The following is a 16,093-nucleotide window of genomic DNA, read 5'->3' on the forward strand; positions in this document are numbered from 1 at the left end:
TCGCAACGTGCCCGCTTCGGTGTAGCGGTGAGCGGTCCCTGCGGTGCGTGATCGAGGCTCGAAAGCCATGCAATTATCCCTGGCCTTGTTTGACCCGTCTCGGTTTTCGAGCGACGGTTCCTATTGGAGTTGGTATGCACCGGGGTTGGGACCGGCCCTTTTGGACCGTCTGTATTACGACGTAGCTATGGGCGACAGGCCGGCCGATCCCAATCGGTTGGAACCGGAGGCCGTCGTGGGCGGTTTTGCGCGGATCGATTCCGGATGGGTCTTCGGGTACCGATTTGGTGACGGCGGTCGGGATACGGCGGGTCGACCGGGCCGTTTTGTGCTGGTTGCGGCGGGAGTCGCCGCCGAAGAGGCCGCGGAGGGCGACCTGAGCTTGCTGGTGGACTCGGAACCGATCCGCCGATTGCTGGCAGCGGCCCGCAACGGACATGCGGTACCCTGCCCCGAGGACCTCCGTCCCCAACTGGTCGCAGAACGACCGAATGCGGATCCGGTGGTCGTGCGTAGGATAATTGAGACGGGCCGGGCGACGTTGAGCGGCGGGGATGTGCTGCGGAAGGCGGCGGCGGTGTGTGCCGCGCTTCCGCCCGATTGGCAGTGGTGCTGCCATCTTTGCATCCAGGGGGAGCGTGCCGAGGCGATTATTGAACGTCGGCACAAGCCGCAAGCGGTTCCATGCGAGCCTTCCGAGACGGCTTCGGCGCACGTGGAAAGCCGCCCGGCGCAAAGCACGTCGGATTTTGCGAATGCAGCGGGCGAAGACGCCCGTGTCGTTCGAAGCTCTGATCCGATCTCCTCGGATTCACTGCTTGGCGAGTTGGGCTACTATGTTGGATATGTTGGACGATTAGCTCGAGGTTTTCTGTCACTTGTCGTTCCGCCTACAAAGGAAGTCCGACAGCATAAGGAAAGCGAAGCTTTTCGCGATCCGGCGGTCGGCCCCGTTGTCCCGCCCGGCGGTCCCAAGACGGGCGAGGAGACGCAAGCCGATTCAAGAGGCTCCGGGCCGATTGATTTGCCGGAAGACGGTGTGGACGGGGCAATTCCGTCTGACGCAAGGAACCCACAAGACAGGCTCTCTTTCGAATCGCCGACCGGTGAAGATGGAGCATCGGAGTCACTTTCGTTAGAGGGCGAGTCTGCGGAGAAGAAGTCCGAAAAGCCCTCGAACGCTCAAACCAATCCCGATGCAGCAACGACGCTCCCGGATCCCGACCGCGAAGACGGTCGATAACGTTCGCTGCCTCGGCGGTCTGTCGGCCGTCGCGGGCTTGTCTTGGGACCCCGCGATGGAGGGGCATGGTCGGTGAATCGCCCGGTTCGCCGTGCTTTTCCTTTCCCCGTTTTTGCGCCAAACTGAAGGGGTCGCCGATCTAAAGCGTCCGGCCCGATCGTGACCGAGCATCCCGGCGAGCATCCGTATCGAGGCGGCGGCATGTGGGTATCGCGGCGTTTGGCACCGCGGCGGTTGTTTCGGGCGGTGGGGATCGGGCGGGGAACTGAGACGAAGAATCGAATCATGAGCAACAATTGCCGTCGCTACTATGCGGCCATGTGTCAGACGGACCTGCCGAATCCCACGGATCGGGCGGGGATTCATCGCAACGTGGGGCGGATGTTGGAGATGGCCCATTTTGCCGCCACCGCGTACGGGCCTTTTCACGACGTTCGTTTGATCGTCTTTCCCGAGTTTTCGCTTGCCGCCCCGGTGTACGAGAGCGTGGGCGAACTGCACGACAAGTTGGCCGTGCCGGTCCCCAACGATTTCACGGACCGCTTCCACGAAACGGCGCGCCGCTTGGGCGTGTTCATTCAAGCGGGGAGCTTTTTGGAGTGCGACGACCGCTATCCCGGGCATGTGTTCAATACCTCGTGCCTGATCGGTCCGGACGGCATTTTGCTGAAGTACCGCAAGGTTCACCCGTGGATCCCTTGGGAGTTGCACACCAGTCCGCACGATTTGCCGCAATACGACGCTTGCATGTTTCCCACGGTGGAGACGGAGATCGGGCGCTTGGGCGCGGCGATCTGTTACGATTGGCTCTTTCCGGAGGCGATTCGGCAGTTGGCTTTGGCGGGCGCGGAGGTGCTGGTCCGCGTGTCGGCCTACATGGACCCCTGGGGGACCGCCTCGCCGCTGGATTGGTGGACCGTCATCAACCGAGCGCGGGCGATTGAAAACGTGGCCTACGTGGCCGCTTGCAATCAGGGGTCGGCCTTGCGGCGCTACGCCCCTTTCAGTTGGCCGGGCGGGAGCATGATCGTGGATTACGACGGTCGCATTTTGGCCCAGGCCGAACCCGGCGGCGGCGAGCGGATCGTAGTCGGGCCGATCGACCTGGCGGCGTTGCGGGCGGAGAGAGACCGGCGTCGCGGCCATCTGATGCCGGCGCATCTCCGCATGGAGGCCTACGGCGCCTACGGGCAAGGCATCTACCCGGCGGGGATGTCGGCCTCGCCGCCCCGGCAAGAGGATGTCGAGGAGGCGATTCGACTCGGTCGGCGGCGCTGGGAGGACCTTTGTCGCGGGACCGGTTCCGGTTCCGACTGCGGTTCGAAGTGACGTCGCCCCGCCGGGTAGGGGCGACCGTTGTGGATGCGACTGTGAATGCGACAAGGATTTGCGGTTTCTCGACCGCGTCGCCCTCACCCTAGCCCTCGCCCAGGTGGGGGCTTGTGGTCTCACATTACCTGCCGGAGGGAGAGGAGGCTTGTGCCCGCCCCCCGGCGGGAGATGGTCTTGTGCGGCCCGATCTGAAGACACGCCCTCAGGATCGTAAAACGTGCTCTTAATGGGGATTTCTTGGAACATTTGTCCCCGCGGCAAAATACGCCATAATACAGTAGTAATGACACGGCGACCCCGACGAGGGCGAGCGTCACGGCGCTAGGGCCCGGAGCCTGTCGCGGCGAATCGGTCCGGCGGCGGGCAGTCGAAGGCGTTCGCGAAGTGGTGCGGTCCGCCCGATCACGTTGCCTATCTTAGTGGAATACACGAATGCGGCTTCATTTTTCCTCGAACGACGAAGATCGGCCTCCCCCGCTCAAAGGAGGCGACGAGCAGCGGAAAGGCAAGGAGCCTCCGCGGCCGATTCGCGGTCCCGCCATCTTGTGGTACTTGCTGGTCGGTCTATTGATCAGCTTGCTGCTGGCCGGCATGTTCCGCATTCCGGTGGCGGAGGACATTCCCTATAGCGAGTTCGTGCGACTGATCGAACAGGGGCCGGTCGAAAAGAACCCCGACGCCCATATCGTCATCACCAAAAAGTCGGGCAACGAAACGCTCAAGGTCAAGTACTCCAATCCCCGCGATTTGGTGGTGGAACCGTACCAGGTCGTCGGCACGATCAGCTACGAGGTCCTCGAACCGGCGGACAAGAAGACCAAGGCCGAGGACCGCAAGTTTCGGACCTCGCGTTTGGGGATGGGTACGGACGACAACGCCCTGATCCAATTGATGTTGGAAAAGGGTTTTCGCGACGTTCGCGGGGGCGAACCGCCGACGTTTTGGGAGCAATACGGTCCTCATTTCGTCCTGCTGCTGGTGTTCGTGCTGGTGATGTTGTTTTTGTTGCGGCGGATGGGCGGTCCGGGGTCGGCCATGGCCTTCGGGCGAAGCCGCCACAAAATGTACGCCCAGGAGGATATCGGCGTCACCTTCGACGACGTGGCGGGCGTGGACGAGGCCGTCGAGGAACTGCGCGAGGTCGTGGAGTTCCTGAAGAACCCGCAAAAGTTCCGCGCCCTGGGCGGTCGCATTCCCAAGGGCATGCTGCTGGTGGGACCGCCGGGGACGGGCAAGACGCTGTTGGCCAAGGCCATTGCGGGCGAGGCGGGCGTGCCGTTCTTCAGCCTTTCCGGGTCGGACTTCGTGGAGATGTTCGTGGGCGTGGGTGCCGCTCGCGTTCGCGACATGTTCCAACAGGCGCAGGCCCGCGCTCCGTGCATCGTCTTCATCGACGAATTGGACGCCTTGGGAAAGACGCGGGGGACCAGCATCGTCGGCAGTCACGACGAACGCGAGCAGACGCTCAACGCGCTGTTGGTGGAGATGGACGGTTTCAGCCCCAACAGCGGAGTCATCGTCTTGGCGGCGACGAACCGGCCGGAGACGTTGGACCCCGCCTTGCTGCGTCCCGGTCGCTTCGATCGCCACGTCTTGGTCGATCGCCCGGACTTGCGAGGCCGCGAAGCGATTTTGAAGGTGCACTGCAAGAACGTTAAACTGGCGCCCAACGTGGACATTTCGGAGATCGCGGCGATTACGCCGGGTTTCGTCGGCGCCGATCTGGCCAACCTGGTCAACGAGGCGGCGCTGCTGGCCGCCCGCAAGGATCGCGACTCCGTGACCATGGAAGAATTCACCGAGGCGGTCGAGCGCGTCACGGCGGGCCTGGAAAAACGCCGGCGACTGATGAACGAGGACGAGAAGCGGCGGGTGGCCTATCACGAGAGCGGGCACGCCCTGGTGGCTTTTTCGCTGCCGAACACCGATCCCGTGCACAAGGTCTCGATCATTCCCCGCGGCATCGCCGCTTTGGGATACGTGCTTCAGCGGCCTGAGGGGGACCGGTATATCCTCACGCAAAGCGAACTGGAAAGCCGCATTCAGGTGGCGCTGGCCGGTTCCGTGGCGGAGGAATTGATCTTTCAAGACCTTTCGACGGGCGCTCAGAACGACCTCCAGCGCGCGACCGATCTGGCGCGGAGCATGGTCGTGGACTACGGCATGAGTCGCCTGGGTCGGATCGCCTTGCGGGAGGACGCCCCCGGCGGTTATTTGGGCGGTTTGGATTGGAATCGAGCCAATCGCTGGTACAGCGAGGCGACGGCCAAAGAGGTGGACGTGGAAATCCGGCGGATCCTTACGGATTCGCTGGAGAAAGTTCGGGATATCATGCAGACCCGGCGGCAGGCGTTGGTGGCCCTGGCTGAGCGTTTGATGGAAAAAGAGGTCATCGACGCGCAGGAATTGAAGGAGGTCATCGAGGCCAATGTGCCGGGACCGTTGGTGGTGCCGGGCACGGCGGACGCCTTGAATCGCAAGGCGGCGAGTCCCGGCCCCGAACGCTTCTCCCGCCCGGCGGATGATACGGCGAGTCCCGGCGACGAGGCCGCCTCGGGAGATTGAGTCGCACGCCCCTTCGCATCGGACCGCTGTCGTTCGCCGCACGGGCGCGGAGGGTGTGGGCATCCATGTCCGCGAACCCTCTCGCCCCGGTAGCGACTTCCCCGCGGTTGACGCTGCAAAGGTCCCGCCTTTAGAATTCGAAATAAGTTCTGATTCGTCAGACGTTATTGTTTCGCGCGGATGCGCGGTCTTGACGGAATCTTCGCGTCGGCCGACCTCGGCGAGTTTTCGTTATGAGTGAGGCCGTGACGTCCGACCGGGTTATTGAAGACCGCTCGCGCTCGCACCCAATCCGTAGCCCCGGTCGATGCTTGTTTGAGATTCGCGCGGCGGTATTGCAAGGCGTCGCTTCGACCGCGGAGTCGCTTTGTGCGGAATGCGGCTTCGCATTTCCCCGGCGGATTTGTGCCGGAAGAGTGAGACCCCTCGTAGCCGACGCTGAGATTAGGCGAGGAAACCATGGCCTTCGACCTTTCGATCGTGCCGATCACGCTGTTCATCCTCGCTTTGGCGGCGGTGGGGGCGTCGCTCGTCGTCGTGGGCGCGCTGGCGGGACCGCGCCGTCCAAACCCCGTCAAGGCCATGCCGTATGAAAGCGGCGTGGACCCGTTCCACGACGCGCGGCGGCGATTGAACATCCGCTATCATCTCTTGGCCGTGGCGTTTCTGGTGTTCGACGTGGAATTGCTGTTTTTGTACCCGTGGGCGGTCGCCCTCCGCGAGACGCCGCGCGTACCGACCGCTTCGGCGCCGTCGGCGGCAACGGAGGCGGCGGAATCGCCCGCGGCGGGTGAGCGGATCGGGCTTGCGGCTTGGCCGACGGGCGCGCGGGCTTTCGCCCAGAGCGCCGAGACCGGTTCGGCAAATCTGTCCAACGCGGCGCGACCGCTGATTTTCTGGGGAGGCGTGCTGTTCTTGGCGATCTTGACGCTGGGTTTCGTATACGATTGGAGAAAAGGCGTATTTCGCTATTAGGCGGAGTGCGGTCTGGGCCGCCGGGTGCGGTCGCGGAAACGCCGGGGAGGTTTCCGCCGACGGCGAAAAGGCACATCGACAGCGACAGGACCAGCCATGACCCAGGTCGATCTTCCCGATAATGTCGTCATCACCAAACTCGACGAATTGGTCAATTGGTGCCGGAAATTCAGCCTTTGGCCGATGCCCTTCGCCACGGCGTGCTGCGGCATCGAATTGATGGCGACCGGCGCCAGTCGGCACGACGTGGCACGGTTCGGGGCCGAAGTCTTCCGCTTCAGTCCCCGGCAATGCGATTTGATGATCGTGGCCGGTCGCGTGGTGATGAAGATGATGCCGGTCCTCCAGCGGATCTGGCTGCAAATGCACGAGCCGAAATGGTGTATTTCCATGGGGGCCTGTGCGTCCACCGGCGGGGTGTTCGACACCTATGCCGTGGTGCAGGGGATCGACCGCTTCATTCCCGTGGATATGTACGTGCCGGGATGTCCGCCGCGGCCCGAGCAGTTGATTCAGGCGATCATCGACCTGCAAGAGAAGATTCAGAAGACCGGTACGGTGTGGGGGAAGGAGTTGCACGATCCGCGCCGGAGTCGGCCTCCGCGACCGCTCTTGGCGGACCCGAGCAAACCGGTCCTGCCCGTCTCCGCCGGTCGCTTGCCGATCGAAGACTGGGCGGAAACGCCCGGGGCGGCGTTGTCGCCCCCGCCCTCGGTCGCGCCGCCGCGGCGTCTGGAATCCGACGGCACCGAAACCTGAACGCAGCGGAACCGACCATGACGGAAGAAGCCACTCTGCGAAGAATCCGAGAGCGATTTCCGGGCGTTGAAATCAGCGAATTCCGCGGGCTGCACCGCGTCCGCGTCAATGCGGCGGTCGTGCACGATCTGCTCGAATTCTTGAAAGAGGAAGTCGGCCTGACGCTGCTGGTGGATATCACGTGCGTGGACTATCTTTACTACCCGGGCGCTAAGGACCGCTTTGGATTGGTCTATTTGTTGGCGAATCCCGAGACCAACGAGCGGATCACGGTGCGGACGTTCGTGAACGATCCCGATCCGGTCGTCCCCACCGCGACGGACCTTTGGGCGGGGGCCGATTGGCTGGAACGCGAGGTCTGGGATATGTTCGGCATTCGGTTCGCCGGGCATCCCGACTTGCGCAGAATCCTGCTGCCGGAGACCTTCGAGGCCCATCCTCTGCGGAAGGACTATCCCCTGCAAGGATTGGGAGAACGCCACAACCTGCCGATCGTGACGCGCGACATGGGCTAGGCGGAGGCTTCCGGTCGCACGCGGATTCGCGCCGGCGAGGCGGCGATTCCCTGCCGCGAATTCGGCAAAAGGGCGGCGAAGAGAGGCCGAGGCCGCCGGGACGACGGAAACCACGCGCGGCGACGGAAGTGCTTTAGAATAATAGAAGTGCTTTAGAACAATAAAAGTGCGTTGGAAATAGAAAGCATACGCGACGGGACGCCATGCCGCTTTATAAAAGCACGACGACCGGTAATCTGGCGCATGATGAGCCGCAGGAATATCTGTGGACCATGAACTTCGGTCCGCAGCACCCGGCCACGCACACCACGCTGCGATTCGTCCTCAAATTGGACGGCGAGCGGGTGGTGGACGCCATGCCGGACATCGGCTATTTGCATTCCGGCTTCGAGAAACTGGGCGAGTATCTCGACTATAACCAATACGTCGCCGTCACCGACCGGATGAATTACATTTCGCCCATGGCCAATAACGTGGCCTGGCATATGGCGGTGGAAAAGCTGATGGGGATCGAGGTGCCGCCGCGGTGCCAATACCTCCGCGTCATCATCGCGGAGTTGGCCCGAATCGCCGACCACTTGGTTTGCAACGGTGCGGTGGGGTTGGATACCGGCGCGTTCACGTACTTTTTGTACGCCTTCAATCCTCGCGAGTTGATCTACGATATTTTCGAGGCCCTTTGCGGGGCGCGATTCACCAACAGCTATACCCGCGTGGGCGGATTGATGTACGATGCCACGCCCAAGGCCGTGGAATTGATCCGCGAGTTCTTGCGGCGCATGCCCCGCGCCCTGGACGACATGGAGCGCCTGCTGAACCGGAACCGCATTTTCATCGACCGAACCAAGGGCGTGGGCGTGTTGACGAAGGAGGAGGCGATCAATCGCGGGGTGACCGGGCCGATCGCCCGGGCCAGCGGCGTTACGCGAGATCTCCGCAAGGATGAACCGTATCTGGCCTATCCCGACTTCGATTTTCGGGTGTGCTGCATGACGGCGGGCGATTGCTACGCTCGGTATCTGGTCCGCATGGCGGAGATGCGCGAGAGCCTAAAGATCATCGAACAGGCCGTCGAGAACCTGCCCTCCGGACCGGTCAACGTGGCGCCCGCCGGTCGCGCCGCCTTGCCCGACAAATGGCAGGTCCACTCCACGATCGAGGGGCTGATCACGCACTTCGAATTGGTCATGACCAACCGGGGCTTCGAGGTGCCTTGCGAAGAGGTCTATTTCGCCACCGAGTCGCCCAACGGCGAATTGGGATTCTACATCGTGGGCGACGGTTCGCACTTCGCGTATCGAGCGCGTTGCCGACCGCCGTCGTTTATCCACCTGGCCTTGTTTCCCCACTTGATCCGGGGGCATACGCTGAGCGACGTGGTGGCGGTGCTGGGGAGCTTGAATATCATCGCGGCGGAGTTGGATCGCTGAGTCGGGCCGCGCGATCGTGCCCCGGCGGGGGCGGTTTTCGCGAGAAACGGCAGAGGGGACGACCGTCCGAATGCGGAGGACGACGCGGGACGCGAGAAGCTTCCGCCGGAGTGTAAGAGTTTCAAAGTCGCAGGGGGAGGGACGAATCGGTAGTTCCATGGAAGAGCACAACCCTGAACAACCCATCACGCCCGACATGGAAGAAGCCGTGCGGCGTCTCTTCCCGCGGTATCCGACGCGTCGGGCGGTCGTGTTGCCCGCTTTGCACATCATCCAGGAACGCCTGGGGTGCGTTCCGCGGGCGGCGATTCGGCAATTGTCCGGCATTTTGGAGGTACCCGCCCCGGAGATTCAGGACACGCTCTCCTTCTACGGCTTTTTCAAGCAGGACGGTCGCCTGGGCCGATATCGCGTCTGGGTTTGCCGATCCCTCAGTTGCGCCTTGTGCGGCGGCGAGGACCTGCTGGGGTACTTGGAGGAGAAATTGGGCGTCCGCCCCGGCGAAACCACGCCCGACGGTTTGTTCACGCTGGAGCATGCGGAGTGCCTGGGTGCCTGCGATTTCGCGCCGGCGGTCCTGATCAACGAGGAATTGCATCCGAACATGAATCGCGAAAAACTGGATCGGCTATTGGCGGAGTTGGCGGGGCGAGCAGGCACCGCCGCGGATGTTCCGGGTCGCGCGTGATTCGGCCCGCCGCTTCGTGCGGCGAGATGGCAGCGGCGGCGAAAGTCGCTCCTACGGCGGCGACGTCGCCCGCGAGAGAACGCCGGGGTCGGGCCGGTTCTCTTGAGGTGTCTTGAACGGAGGGAGTGGTCCCTTGGACGATTATCAGCCGGTATTGCTGGCGAACGTGGGCGTGGAAGACAGCCACAGGCGGGCCGTGTACGAAGCCCGCGGGGGCTACGCCGCGCTCCGCCGCGTGCTCCGTGAATGCACGCCGGCGCAAGTCGCGGAGGCCGTGCGGTCATCCGGTCTTCGCGGAAGAGGCGGGGCGGGCTTTCCTACCGGCCTGAAGTGGTCGTTTCTTCCCGCCGATCACCCCGGGCCCGTCTATATGTGCGTCAATGCCGACGAGAGCGAACCGGGCACCTTTTGCAACCGCGTGCTCATGGAGCACGACCCTCATCAGGTCTTGGAGGGGACGATCCTGAGTTGTTACGCCACCCGGGCGTCCACGGCGTACATCTATCTCCGTTACGAATATCCGCTCTGCCTCCGCCGTTTGCAGCAGGCCGTGGACGAGTGTTACGAGGCCGGTTATTTGGGAAAGAATATCCTCGGATCGGGCTTCGACCTGGACATCCACATTCATCGCGGGGCGGCGGCCTACATTTGCGGCGAGGAAACCGGCCTGATCGAGAGTTTGGAGGGCAAGCGGGCTTGGCCGCGGATCAAGCCCCCGTTTCCCGCCGTGGAAGGCCTGTTCCGCAAGCCCACCGTCGTCAACAACGTGGAGACCTTGGCCTGCGTGCGGCACATATTGGAGCGCGGACCGGAGTGGTTCCGCTCGTTGGGGACGCCGCCCGACCCCGCCAACTCCCACGATCCCGGCAGTTTCGGCCCGAAACTGTACTGCGTCAGCGGCCATGTGGAACGACCGGGATGCTACGAAGGTCCGCTGGGCGTGCCGTGCCGCGTCATCATCGACGATTGGGCGGGCGGGGTGTGGAAAGGCCGCAAGGTCAAGGCCGTCGTTCCCGGCGGTCTCAGCACGGGGCTGCTTACCGCCGACGAACTGGACGTCCCCATGGATTTCAACGGACCGGTCAAGGCCGGTTGCCTGGGACTGGGCACCGCCGGGCTGATCGTCATGGACGACACCTGCTCCATGATCGAATTCCTGTACAACAGTTGCCGGTTCTTCGCCCACGAGAGTTGCGGGCAGTGCACGCCGTGCCGCGAGGGCACGCGGTGGGCGCTGGGCATCATGGAGCGTATCAAGGCGGGCGGCGGAAGGCTGAAGGACTTGGATTTGTTGCTGGAAATCGCGGACGGCATGGGGATCATTCCGGGTACGACGATCTGCGGACTGGCGGATGGGGCGGCGTGGCCCATCAAAAACGCCATCCGCAAGTTCCGCCCGGAATTCGAGGACTACATTCGCCGCACCAATCCGCGCGGTTACTTGGCCGTCCACCCCGTGCCGGCCTTGTCCGGTCCCGTGATGCCGCGGTTGGAGAATACAATGTCGCGGGAGGGGTCGGGCGACAGGCGCGCGCCGGTGCCGACCGCCGACGGTTCCGCCCCGTGGAGGAAGACGCTCCCGCTCCTCTAGGACCGAAAGGGTTCCGGATCAAGATCGGCAAGCCTATGCCCAAAGCCTACATCGACGATCGCGAAGTCGAACTGAATCCCGGCGAGCGCCTGAACGGCATTCAGGCCGCCGCGCGGGCCGGGATCGACATTCCTCATTACTGCTGGCACCCCGGTTTGTCGGTGGTGGGAAGTTGCCGCATGTGCCTGGTGGAGGTCGGCGCGAGGGATGCCGAGAGCGGTCGCGTGATCATGCTGCCCAAGCTCACGCCCGCCTGCAACACCCCCGTCAAGGACGGCACGGTCTTGGTGACGAATAGCGAGAAGGTCGCGCGGGCCAGGGCGATGGTCGAGGAGGACCTCCTCCTGCGGCACCCCATCGACTGCTCCATTTGCGACAAGGCCGGCGAGTGCTACCTCCAGGATTATCACTTCCAATACGGGCAGGGAGAACGGCGGGCCGATGTTCGACCTTTCACCAGTCGCAAGCGCGATCTGGGCGATGTCACTCTGTTCGTCGATCGCTGCGTGATGTGCAGTCGCTGCGTTCGCTTCACGCGCGAGATTTCCGGCACCAGCGAGTTGCTGGTGATCCACCGCGGGGCGCGGGAAGAGATCGACGTGTTGCCCGAGCAACCGCTGAATAACCCGCTCTCCGGCAACGTGGTCGATTTGTGCCCGGTGGGCGCCTTGGCCGACAAGGACTTTTTGTACAAGCAGCGGGTGTGGTACCTCCGCCGAAGCGCCGGCGTGTGTACGCTCTGCGCGACCGGTTGTTCGATTTGGGTGGAGCAGAATCAAGATCGCGTGTACCGCATCAAGCCGCGGGAAAACCCCGCCGTCAACGGTTGGTGGATTTGCAACGCGGGACGCTACGCCTATCCGCGGGTACACGATCCCAAGCGGTTGCGCGGGGTGATGCGGCGGAGGGGCGACTCCGCGGTGCCGGTCGATTGGAACGTCTTTCTCCGCGAAATCCCCCGGCAATTGCAGGCGGCGGGCAGGCTCGGCTTGGTGCTGTCGCCCTTCTTGACCGTGGAGGAGGCCTATTTGGCGTGCCGCTGGATTCGGTCCCTGGACGAAGCGGCGGCAATCACGGTCGGGCCGATTCCTCGCGAGGGCGAGGATCAGCGTTTCCCCGGCGGTTTCGTAATCTCCGCCGAAAAATGCCCCAACCGTTTGGGCGTGGAGGAAATCGCCTCCCATTTCCAACCGAAGGGACCCGACTACACGGAATGGCTGGAAGCGGCGGCTCGAGGTGAATTCGGCGGGATCTGGGTGGCCGGCGGGTACATGCAACCGTGGATCGACGAGATCGCCGCGCGGCGACTGCGGCATGCCCGACTCCTCGTCGTGCAGGACCTATTCCCCTCGCCCTTGAGCGACGCGGCGGATTACGTGTTGGCGGCGGCGGCCTTCGCCGAGAAGGAAGGCTCGTACGTCAATGCGCGGCATCGGTTGCAGACCGCGCGGCGGGCGGTGCGACCGCCCGTGGGCAATCGCCCTTGCGGCCCCCTGTTTTGGGATTTGTTGGGACGCACCGGCCTCTATGACCCGCGGCGCGTCCTCAGCGACGTCGCGGCGGAGATTACTTACTTCAGCGCCGCCTCGGGCGAGATTCCCGACGTAGGCATCGACCTGCGAGTCGATCGTTTGGCCGAGGTCGCGCCGCGGCAAGGCACGGTTTGAAGGAGATTCCCGCGGCATGATCGTGTTCTTCGTCACGGCCCTGATCAAGATTTTCATCATCATCGGCGCGCTGATGACGGCGGGGGCCTACCTCGTCTTGGTCGAACGCTGGGTCGCCGCTTGGGTGCAGGATCGTTTGGGTCCCAATCGGGCGGGCATTCCGCTTACGAACATCCGTCTGTGGGGATTGGGCCAGCCCATCGCCGACGGGTTGAAGTTCATCTTCAAGGAAGAGTTCGTCCCCCGGCACGTGGACAAGATCCTGTACACCCTGGCTCCCATCGCCACCTTGACGGCGGCGGTTGTGATCTACGCCGTTTTCCCCTTCGGTTCCCTCCGTTGGGCGGACGATCGCCCGCCGATCCCCTTGAGCCTGGTGCCGGGCTTCGACGCGGGAGTCTTGTACATCTTCGCCGTCAACGGCGTGGCCGTGTACGGCATCATCTTGGGCGGTTGGGCGGCTAACAACAAATACAGCCTGTTCGGCGCCCTCCGCGGGGCCGCACAATTGATCGCCTACGAGATTCCGCTCAGCCTGGCCGTCTTGACGCTGGTCGTGGCGGCGGGTTCGCTGCGGGTCGAAGACGTCGTTGCGCAGCAGGCCCACAGCGGCGTGTGGAACGTCTTCCTGCATCCCTTGGCTTTCGTCGTGTTCTTCGTCGCCGCCACCGCCGAGGCCGGACGCCTGCCCTTCGACCTCCCCGAAACCGAGCAGGAATTGGTGGGCGGATACCACACGGAATACTCGGGCATGCGCCTGATGATGTATCTGGTGTCGGAATTCCTGCACATGATCACGGCCTCGTTCCTGATCGTCATTCTGTTTCTGGGCGGGTGGCATTTCTGGGGGCTGACGGGCGCGGAAGAGGCGGCGGCGTGGCCCATCGCCCTGCTTCGCGTGGCCGTCCTCTTGGCCAAGGTCTTGGCGGTCGTGTTCTTCTTCATGCTCATCCGCTGGAGTTGGCCGCGGTTCCGCTTTGATCAACTGATGGCCCTGGCCTGGCAGGTGATGGTACCCTGGGGACTCGCGCAGTTGGTGTTCTTGGCCTTTTGGTTGGAGTTCGTTCAAGAGGATCCTTGGTCGGGCGGTTGGAGCACGGCTTGGCCTTTGGCGGCGGCCAACGCGGGACTCTTGGCGGCGGTTTGGTTCGTCACGGCCTGGGTCGCCGCGCCGCACTACGACAATCGGCCGCGCCGCATCCCGTTGCCCCCGCGGCGGACCGTCTTCGCGGATCCCGGCACGGAGGTCGTCCCGCAAGGGGCACGCGAGGCCTGATTCCCGACCGGACACGGCGCCCGGTATCCGATCCAAACTGAGGATGGACCGCATGAAAAACGACGATCCCGGCATCCGGTGGGTGGAAGAACCGGAAATGACGTTTTTGGAAAAGACCTATCTGCCGCTCTTCATCGACGGCCTGACGACGACGGTGCGTCACTTGGTGGGGCGCAAGGTGACCGTGCAATTTCCCGAGCAGCGGCACCAATTCGCCGAACCGCTCCGTTATCGCGGCGTGCATCGGCTCAATCGAGACGAGCAAGGTCGCGTGAAGTGCGTGGCCTGCTTTTTGTGCGCCACGGCCTGCCCGGCGCACTGCATCGACATCGAGGCTGCGCCCAGCCCTTGGCCCGACCGGGAGAAATATCCGGTCCGCTTCAACATCGACGAGTTGCGCTGCATCTTCTGCGGGATGTGCGAGGAGGCCTGTCCCGTGAACGCGATCGAGTTGACCACGCTGTACGACTTGTCGGGACATAGCCGCGAGGAGATGATCTTCGACAAGGAGAAGCTTTTGAGCATCTACGATCAGACCAAGGACGCGGAACCGCCGCTGTGGATGCTGGAGAAAGCGGCGCTGCAAGGAGATTCGACCGGGGGCGATGCCGGAGCGAAGCCTCCCGCTTCGGCATCCTCGTGATCGAAGCCCCGCCGGGGCGAGATTGGGCGGTCGCGGCGATTCAGGACTTGGAAAGGGATGAACGAGCATGGTGTACACGGCGGCGGTCTTGTTAGCTGCGCTGGGGCTTTGGTGGCTTCTGCCCGGCTACCCCTTGCCGCAAAGGCGACTCGGCTGGCTGCCGCTCATGGTGGCGGTCGGTTTGTTCGCGTCGGACCTGCGGGCCGTCGGCACCTGGCTGGACGGCGCGGCGGCCTCGGTCTTTTCGCTGCTGACCTTGATCTCCGCCGTGGCCGCCGTGACTACCCGCAAGCCGCTGTACTGCGCCCTGTGGTTCGGCATGACGGTCTTGGGAACGGCGGCGCTGATTCTTTACTCCGGCGCTCAATTCCTCGCGGTGGCCACGGTGGTGGTGTATGTGGGCGCCATTTTGGTGACGTTCTTGTTCCTGCTGATGCTGGATCGTCCGGACGGTCGCGAACCGCAGGACCGCACAAGCTGGAGCCCGGTGGTCTCGCCCATCATCGGCCTGACCTTGGTGGGGATTCTGTCGGCGTGCCTGGTGCGGACCGTCGGTCGGGGAGAGGCGGCCTTGGTTGTCCCGCCGATTTCGGTCACCGCAACCGCCGACGAGGGTGGGGAAAGCGGCGCGGAACCGTCGGTCGGCGGCGTCGCGTCGCCCGCCCAGGCCGAGGTCACGCGGACGGCGGACTTGGGGCGGCAGCTTTATCTCGATTATTTCGCGGCGGTGCAGGTCGTCGCGCTGCTCTTGCTGGCGGCCTTGGTGGGGGCCGCTGTGATCATCGGTAGACCCTTGCAACCGCTGCAAGACTGGAGCGGCAATCCTCCGTGAGTCGGCCCGGCGGGAGCGGGCGGATCGCGGCGGTCGGCTTGCCGAGGCCAAGCCGGATCGGAGCGGCGAACGGCGGTCCGCAAACGGGCGTCCGGTGAAGGAAGAAAAACACGACGAAAGGCCAAGCGGATGGGAAACGCGGCGTTGCTTCATCATTACCTGCTCACCGGCGGCGGACTCTTCGCCCTGGGGATGATCGGCTTTCTCAGCCGCCGCAACTTGATTTTGATGTTCTTGGCGGTGGAGATCATGTTGCAGGGCGTGGCGCTGACGCTGGTCGGCTGGGGACGGTATCACGGCAATGCGGAGGGGCAGGTCTTCGTGCTGTTCATCATCGCGGTGGCGGCGGCGGAGGCGGCGGTGGCCTTAGCCCTGGTGTTGAACGTGTTTCGCACCGGTCGAAGCCTGGACGTTGCGCTGCTGGCCCGGCTCCGCGAGGATACCGTGCCGCCCCGGCCCACCCCGCCCGGCGATTTGGAAATCGCGCTGGAATCGCCGCCTTGGCCGCGGTTGCCGACGGCGGGCAAGCGGCCCGAGATTCCCGCCGAACTGACGGATTATCGCTCCCAGCCTTGAG

The 16,093-nt window shown here is 63.8% G+C and carries 14 protein-coding genes; all 14 read left to right on the top strand.

Annotated elements, in window-relative coordinates; translation table 11 throughout:
• Positions 1-67: 67 nt before the first annotated feature.
• The 14 genes from ACYQ6J_RS15815 to nuoK all read left to right on the top strand — a co-directional run bounded on the left by ACYQ6J_RS15815 (position 68) and on the right by nuoK (position 16,092).
• A complete protein-coding gene (locus ACYQ6J_RS15815; protein ID WP_460185157.1) occupies positions 68-1,243 on the top strand; it encodes a hypothetical protein in 1,176 nt (391 codons plus the stop codon).
• Positions 1,244-1,528: 285 nt separating this feature from the next.
• Positions 1,529-2,572, top strand: a complete 1,044-nt coding sequence (locus ACYQ6J_RS15820) for a nitrilase-related carbon-nitrogen hydrolase (protein ID WP_460185158.1) — start codon at positions 1,529-1,531, stop codon at positions 2,570-2,572.
• Between the two features lie 435 nt (positions 2,573-3,007).
• The gene (gene ftsH / locus ACYQ6J_RS15825; protein ID WP_460185159.1) at positions 3,008-5,140 is read left to right on the top strand and encodes an ATP-dependent zinc metalloprotease FtsH; all 2,133 of its coding nucleotides are present in this window, start codon (positions 3,008-3,010) and stop codon (positions 5,138-5,140) included.
• A 459-nt stretch (positions 5,141-5,599) separates the two neighbouring features.
• The gene (locus tag ACYQ6J_RS15830) at positions 5,600-6,115 is read left to right on the top strand and encodes an NADH-quinone oxidoreductase subunit A (RefSeq protein ID WP_460185160.1); all 516 of its coding nucleotides are present in this window, start codon (positions 5,600-5,602) and stop codon (positions 6,113-6,115) included.
• 96 nt (positions 6,116-6,211) lie between these two features.
• Positions 6,212-6,874 carry an NADH-quinone oxidoreductase subunit B gene (locus tag ACYQ6J_RS15835; RefSeq protein WP_460185161.1) on the top strand — a complete coding sequence of 221 codons (663 nt, stop codon included), beginning with the start codon at positions 6,212-6,214 and terminating at the stop codon, positions 6,872-6,874.
• A gap of 17 nt (positions 6,875-6,891) precedes the next feature.
• Positions 6,892-7,389 carry an NADH-quinone oxidoreductase subunit C gene (locus ACYQ6J_RS15840; protein ID WP_460185162.1) on the top strand — a complete coding sequence of 166 codons (498 nt, stop codon included), beginning with the start codon at positions 6,892-6,894 and terminating at the stop codon, positions 7,387-7,389.
• Between the two features lie 203 nt (positions 7,390-7,592).
• Positions 7,593-8,819, top strand: coding sequence for an NADH dehydrogenase (quinone) subunit D (gene nuoD, locus ACYQ6J_RS15845; protein WP_460185163.1), 1,227 nt, complete (start codon positions 7,593-7,595; stop codon positions 8,817-8,819).
• Positions 8,820-8,976: 157 nt separating this feature from the next.
• Positions 8,977-9,507, top strand: a complete 531-nt coding sequence (locus ACYQ6J_RS15850; protein WP_460185164.1) for an NADH-quinone oxidoreductase subunit NuoE family protein — start codon at positions 8,977-8,979, stop codon at positions 9,505-9,507.
• 133 nt (positions 9,508-9,640) lie between these two features.
• Positions 9,641-11,098, top strand: a complete 1,458-nt coding sequence (gene nuoF / locus ACYQ6J_RS15855; RefSeq protein ID WP_460185165.1) for an NADH-quinone oxidoreductase subunit NuoF — start codon at positions 9,641-9,643, stop codon at positions 11,096-11,098.
• A 35-nt stretch (positions 11,099-11,133) separates the two neighbouring features.
• Positions 11,134-12,765: an NADH-quinone oxidoreductase subunit G gene (locus ACYQ6J_RS15860; protein WP_460185166.1), complete on the top strand. Its 1,632-nt coding sequence runs from the start codon at positions 11,134-11,136 to the stop codon at positions 12,763-12,765.
• 16 nt (positions 12,766-12,781) lie between these two features.
• A complete protein-coding gene (locus tag ACYQ6J_RS15865) occupies positions 12,782-14,041 on the top strand; it encodes a complex I subunit 1/NuoH family protein (RefSeq protein ID WP_460185167.1) in 1,260 nt (419 codons plus the stop codon).
• A gap of 52 nt (positions 14,042-14,093) precedes the next feature.
• A complete protein-coding gene (locus ACYQ6J_RS15870) occupies positions 14,094-14,684 on the top strand; it encodes a NuoI/complex I 23 kDa subunit family protein (RefSeq protein ID WP_460185168.1) in 591 nt (196 codons plus the stop codon).
• Between the two features lie 67 nt (positions 14,685-14,751).
• Positions 14,752-15,516 (top strand): NADH-quinone oxidoreductase subunit J family protein, encoded by a 765-nt coding sequence (locus ACYQ6J_RS15875; protein ID WP_460185169.1) that lies wholly within the window; start codon positions 14,752-14,754, stop codon positions 15,514-15,516.
• Between the two features lie 129 nt (positions 15,517-15,645).
• Positions 15,646-16,092, top strand: coding sequence for an NADH-quinone oxidoreductase subunit NuoK (gene nuoK, locus ACYQ6J_RS15880; protein WP_460185170.1), 447 nt, complete (start codon positions 15,646-15,648; stop codon positions 16,090-16,092).
• Position 16,093: the final 1 nt, after the last annotated feature.

The organism is Thermopirellula anaerolimosa (assembly GCF_054657335.1).

Coding starts and splice junctions, on each gene's coding strand:
- ACYQ6J_RS15815 (WP_460185157.1), top strand. CDS start 68: ATGCAATTATCCCTGGCCTTGTTTGACCCGTCTCGGTTTTCGAGCGAC.
- ACYQ6J_RS15820 (WP_460185158.1), top strand. CDS start 1,529: ATGAGCAACAATTGCCGTCGCTACTATGCGGCCATGTGTCAGACGGAC.
- ftsH (WP_460185159.1), top strand. CDS start 3,008: ATGCGGCTTCATTTTTCCTCGAACGACGAAGATCGGCCTCCCCCGCTC.
- ACYQ6J_RS15830 (WP_460185160.1), top strand. CDS start 5,600: ATGGCCTTCGACCTTTCGATCGTGCCGATCACGCTGTTCATCCTCGCT.
- ACYQ6J_RS15835 (WP_460185161.1), top strand. CDS start 6,212: ATGACCCAGGTCGATCTTCCCGATAATGTCGTCATCACCAAACTCGAC.
- ACYQ6J_RS15840 (WP_460185162.1), top strand. CDS start 6,892: ATGACGGAAGAAGCCACTCTGCGAAGAATCCGAGAGCGATTTCCGGGC.
- nuoD (WP_460185163.1), top strand. CDS start 7,593: ATGCCGCTTTATAAAAGCACGACGACCGGTAATCTGGCGCATGATGAG.
- ACYQ6J_RS15850 (WP_460185164.1), top strand. CDS start 8,977: ATGGAAGAGCACAACCCTGAACAACCCATCACGCCCGACATGGAAGAA.
- ACYQ6J_RS15860 (WP_460185166.1), top strand. CDS start 11,134: ATGCCCAAAGCCTACATCGACGATCGCGAAGTCGAACTGAATCCCGGC.
- ACYQ6J_RS15865 (WP_460185167.1), top strand. CDS start 12,782: ATGATCGTGTTCTTCGTCACGGCCCTGATCAAGATTTTCATCATCATC.
- ACYQ6J_RS15870 (WP_460185168.1), top strand. CDS start 14,094: ATGAAAAACGACGATCCCGGCATCCGGTGGGTGGAAGAACCGGAAATG.
- ACYQ6J_RS15875 (WP_460185169.1), top strand. CDS start 14,752: ATGGTGTACACGGCGGCGGTCTTGTTAGCTGCGCTGGGGCTTTGGTGG.
- nuoK (WP_460185170.1), top strand. CDS start 15,646: ATGGGAAACGCGGCGTTGCTTCATCATTACCTGCTCACCGGCGGCGGA.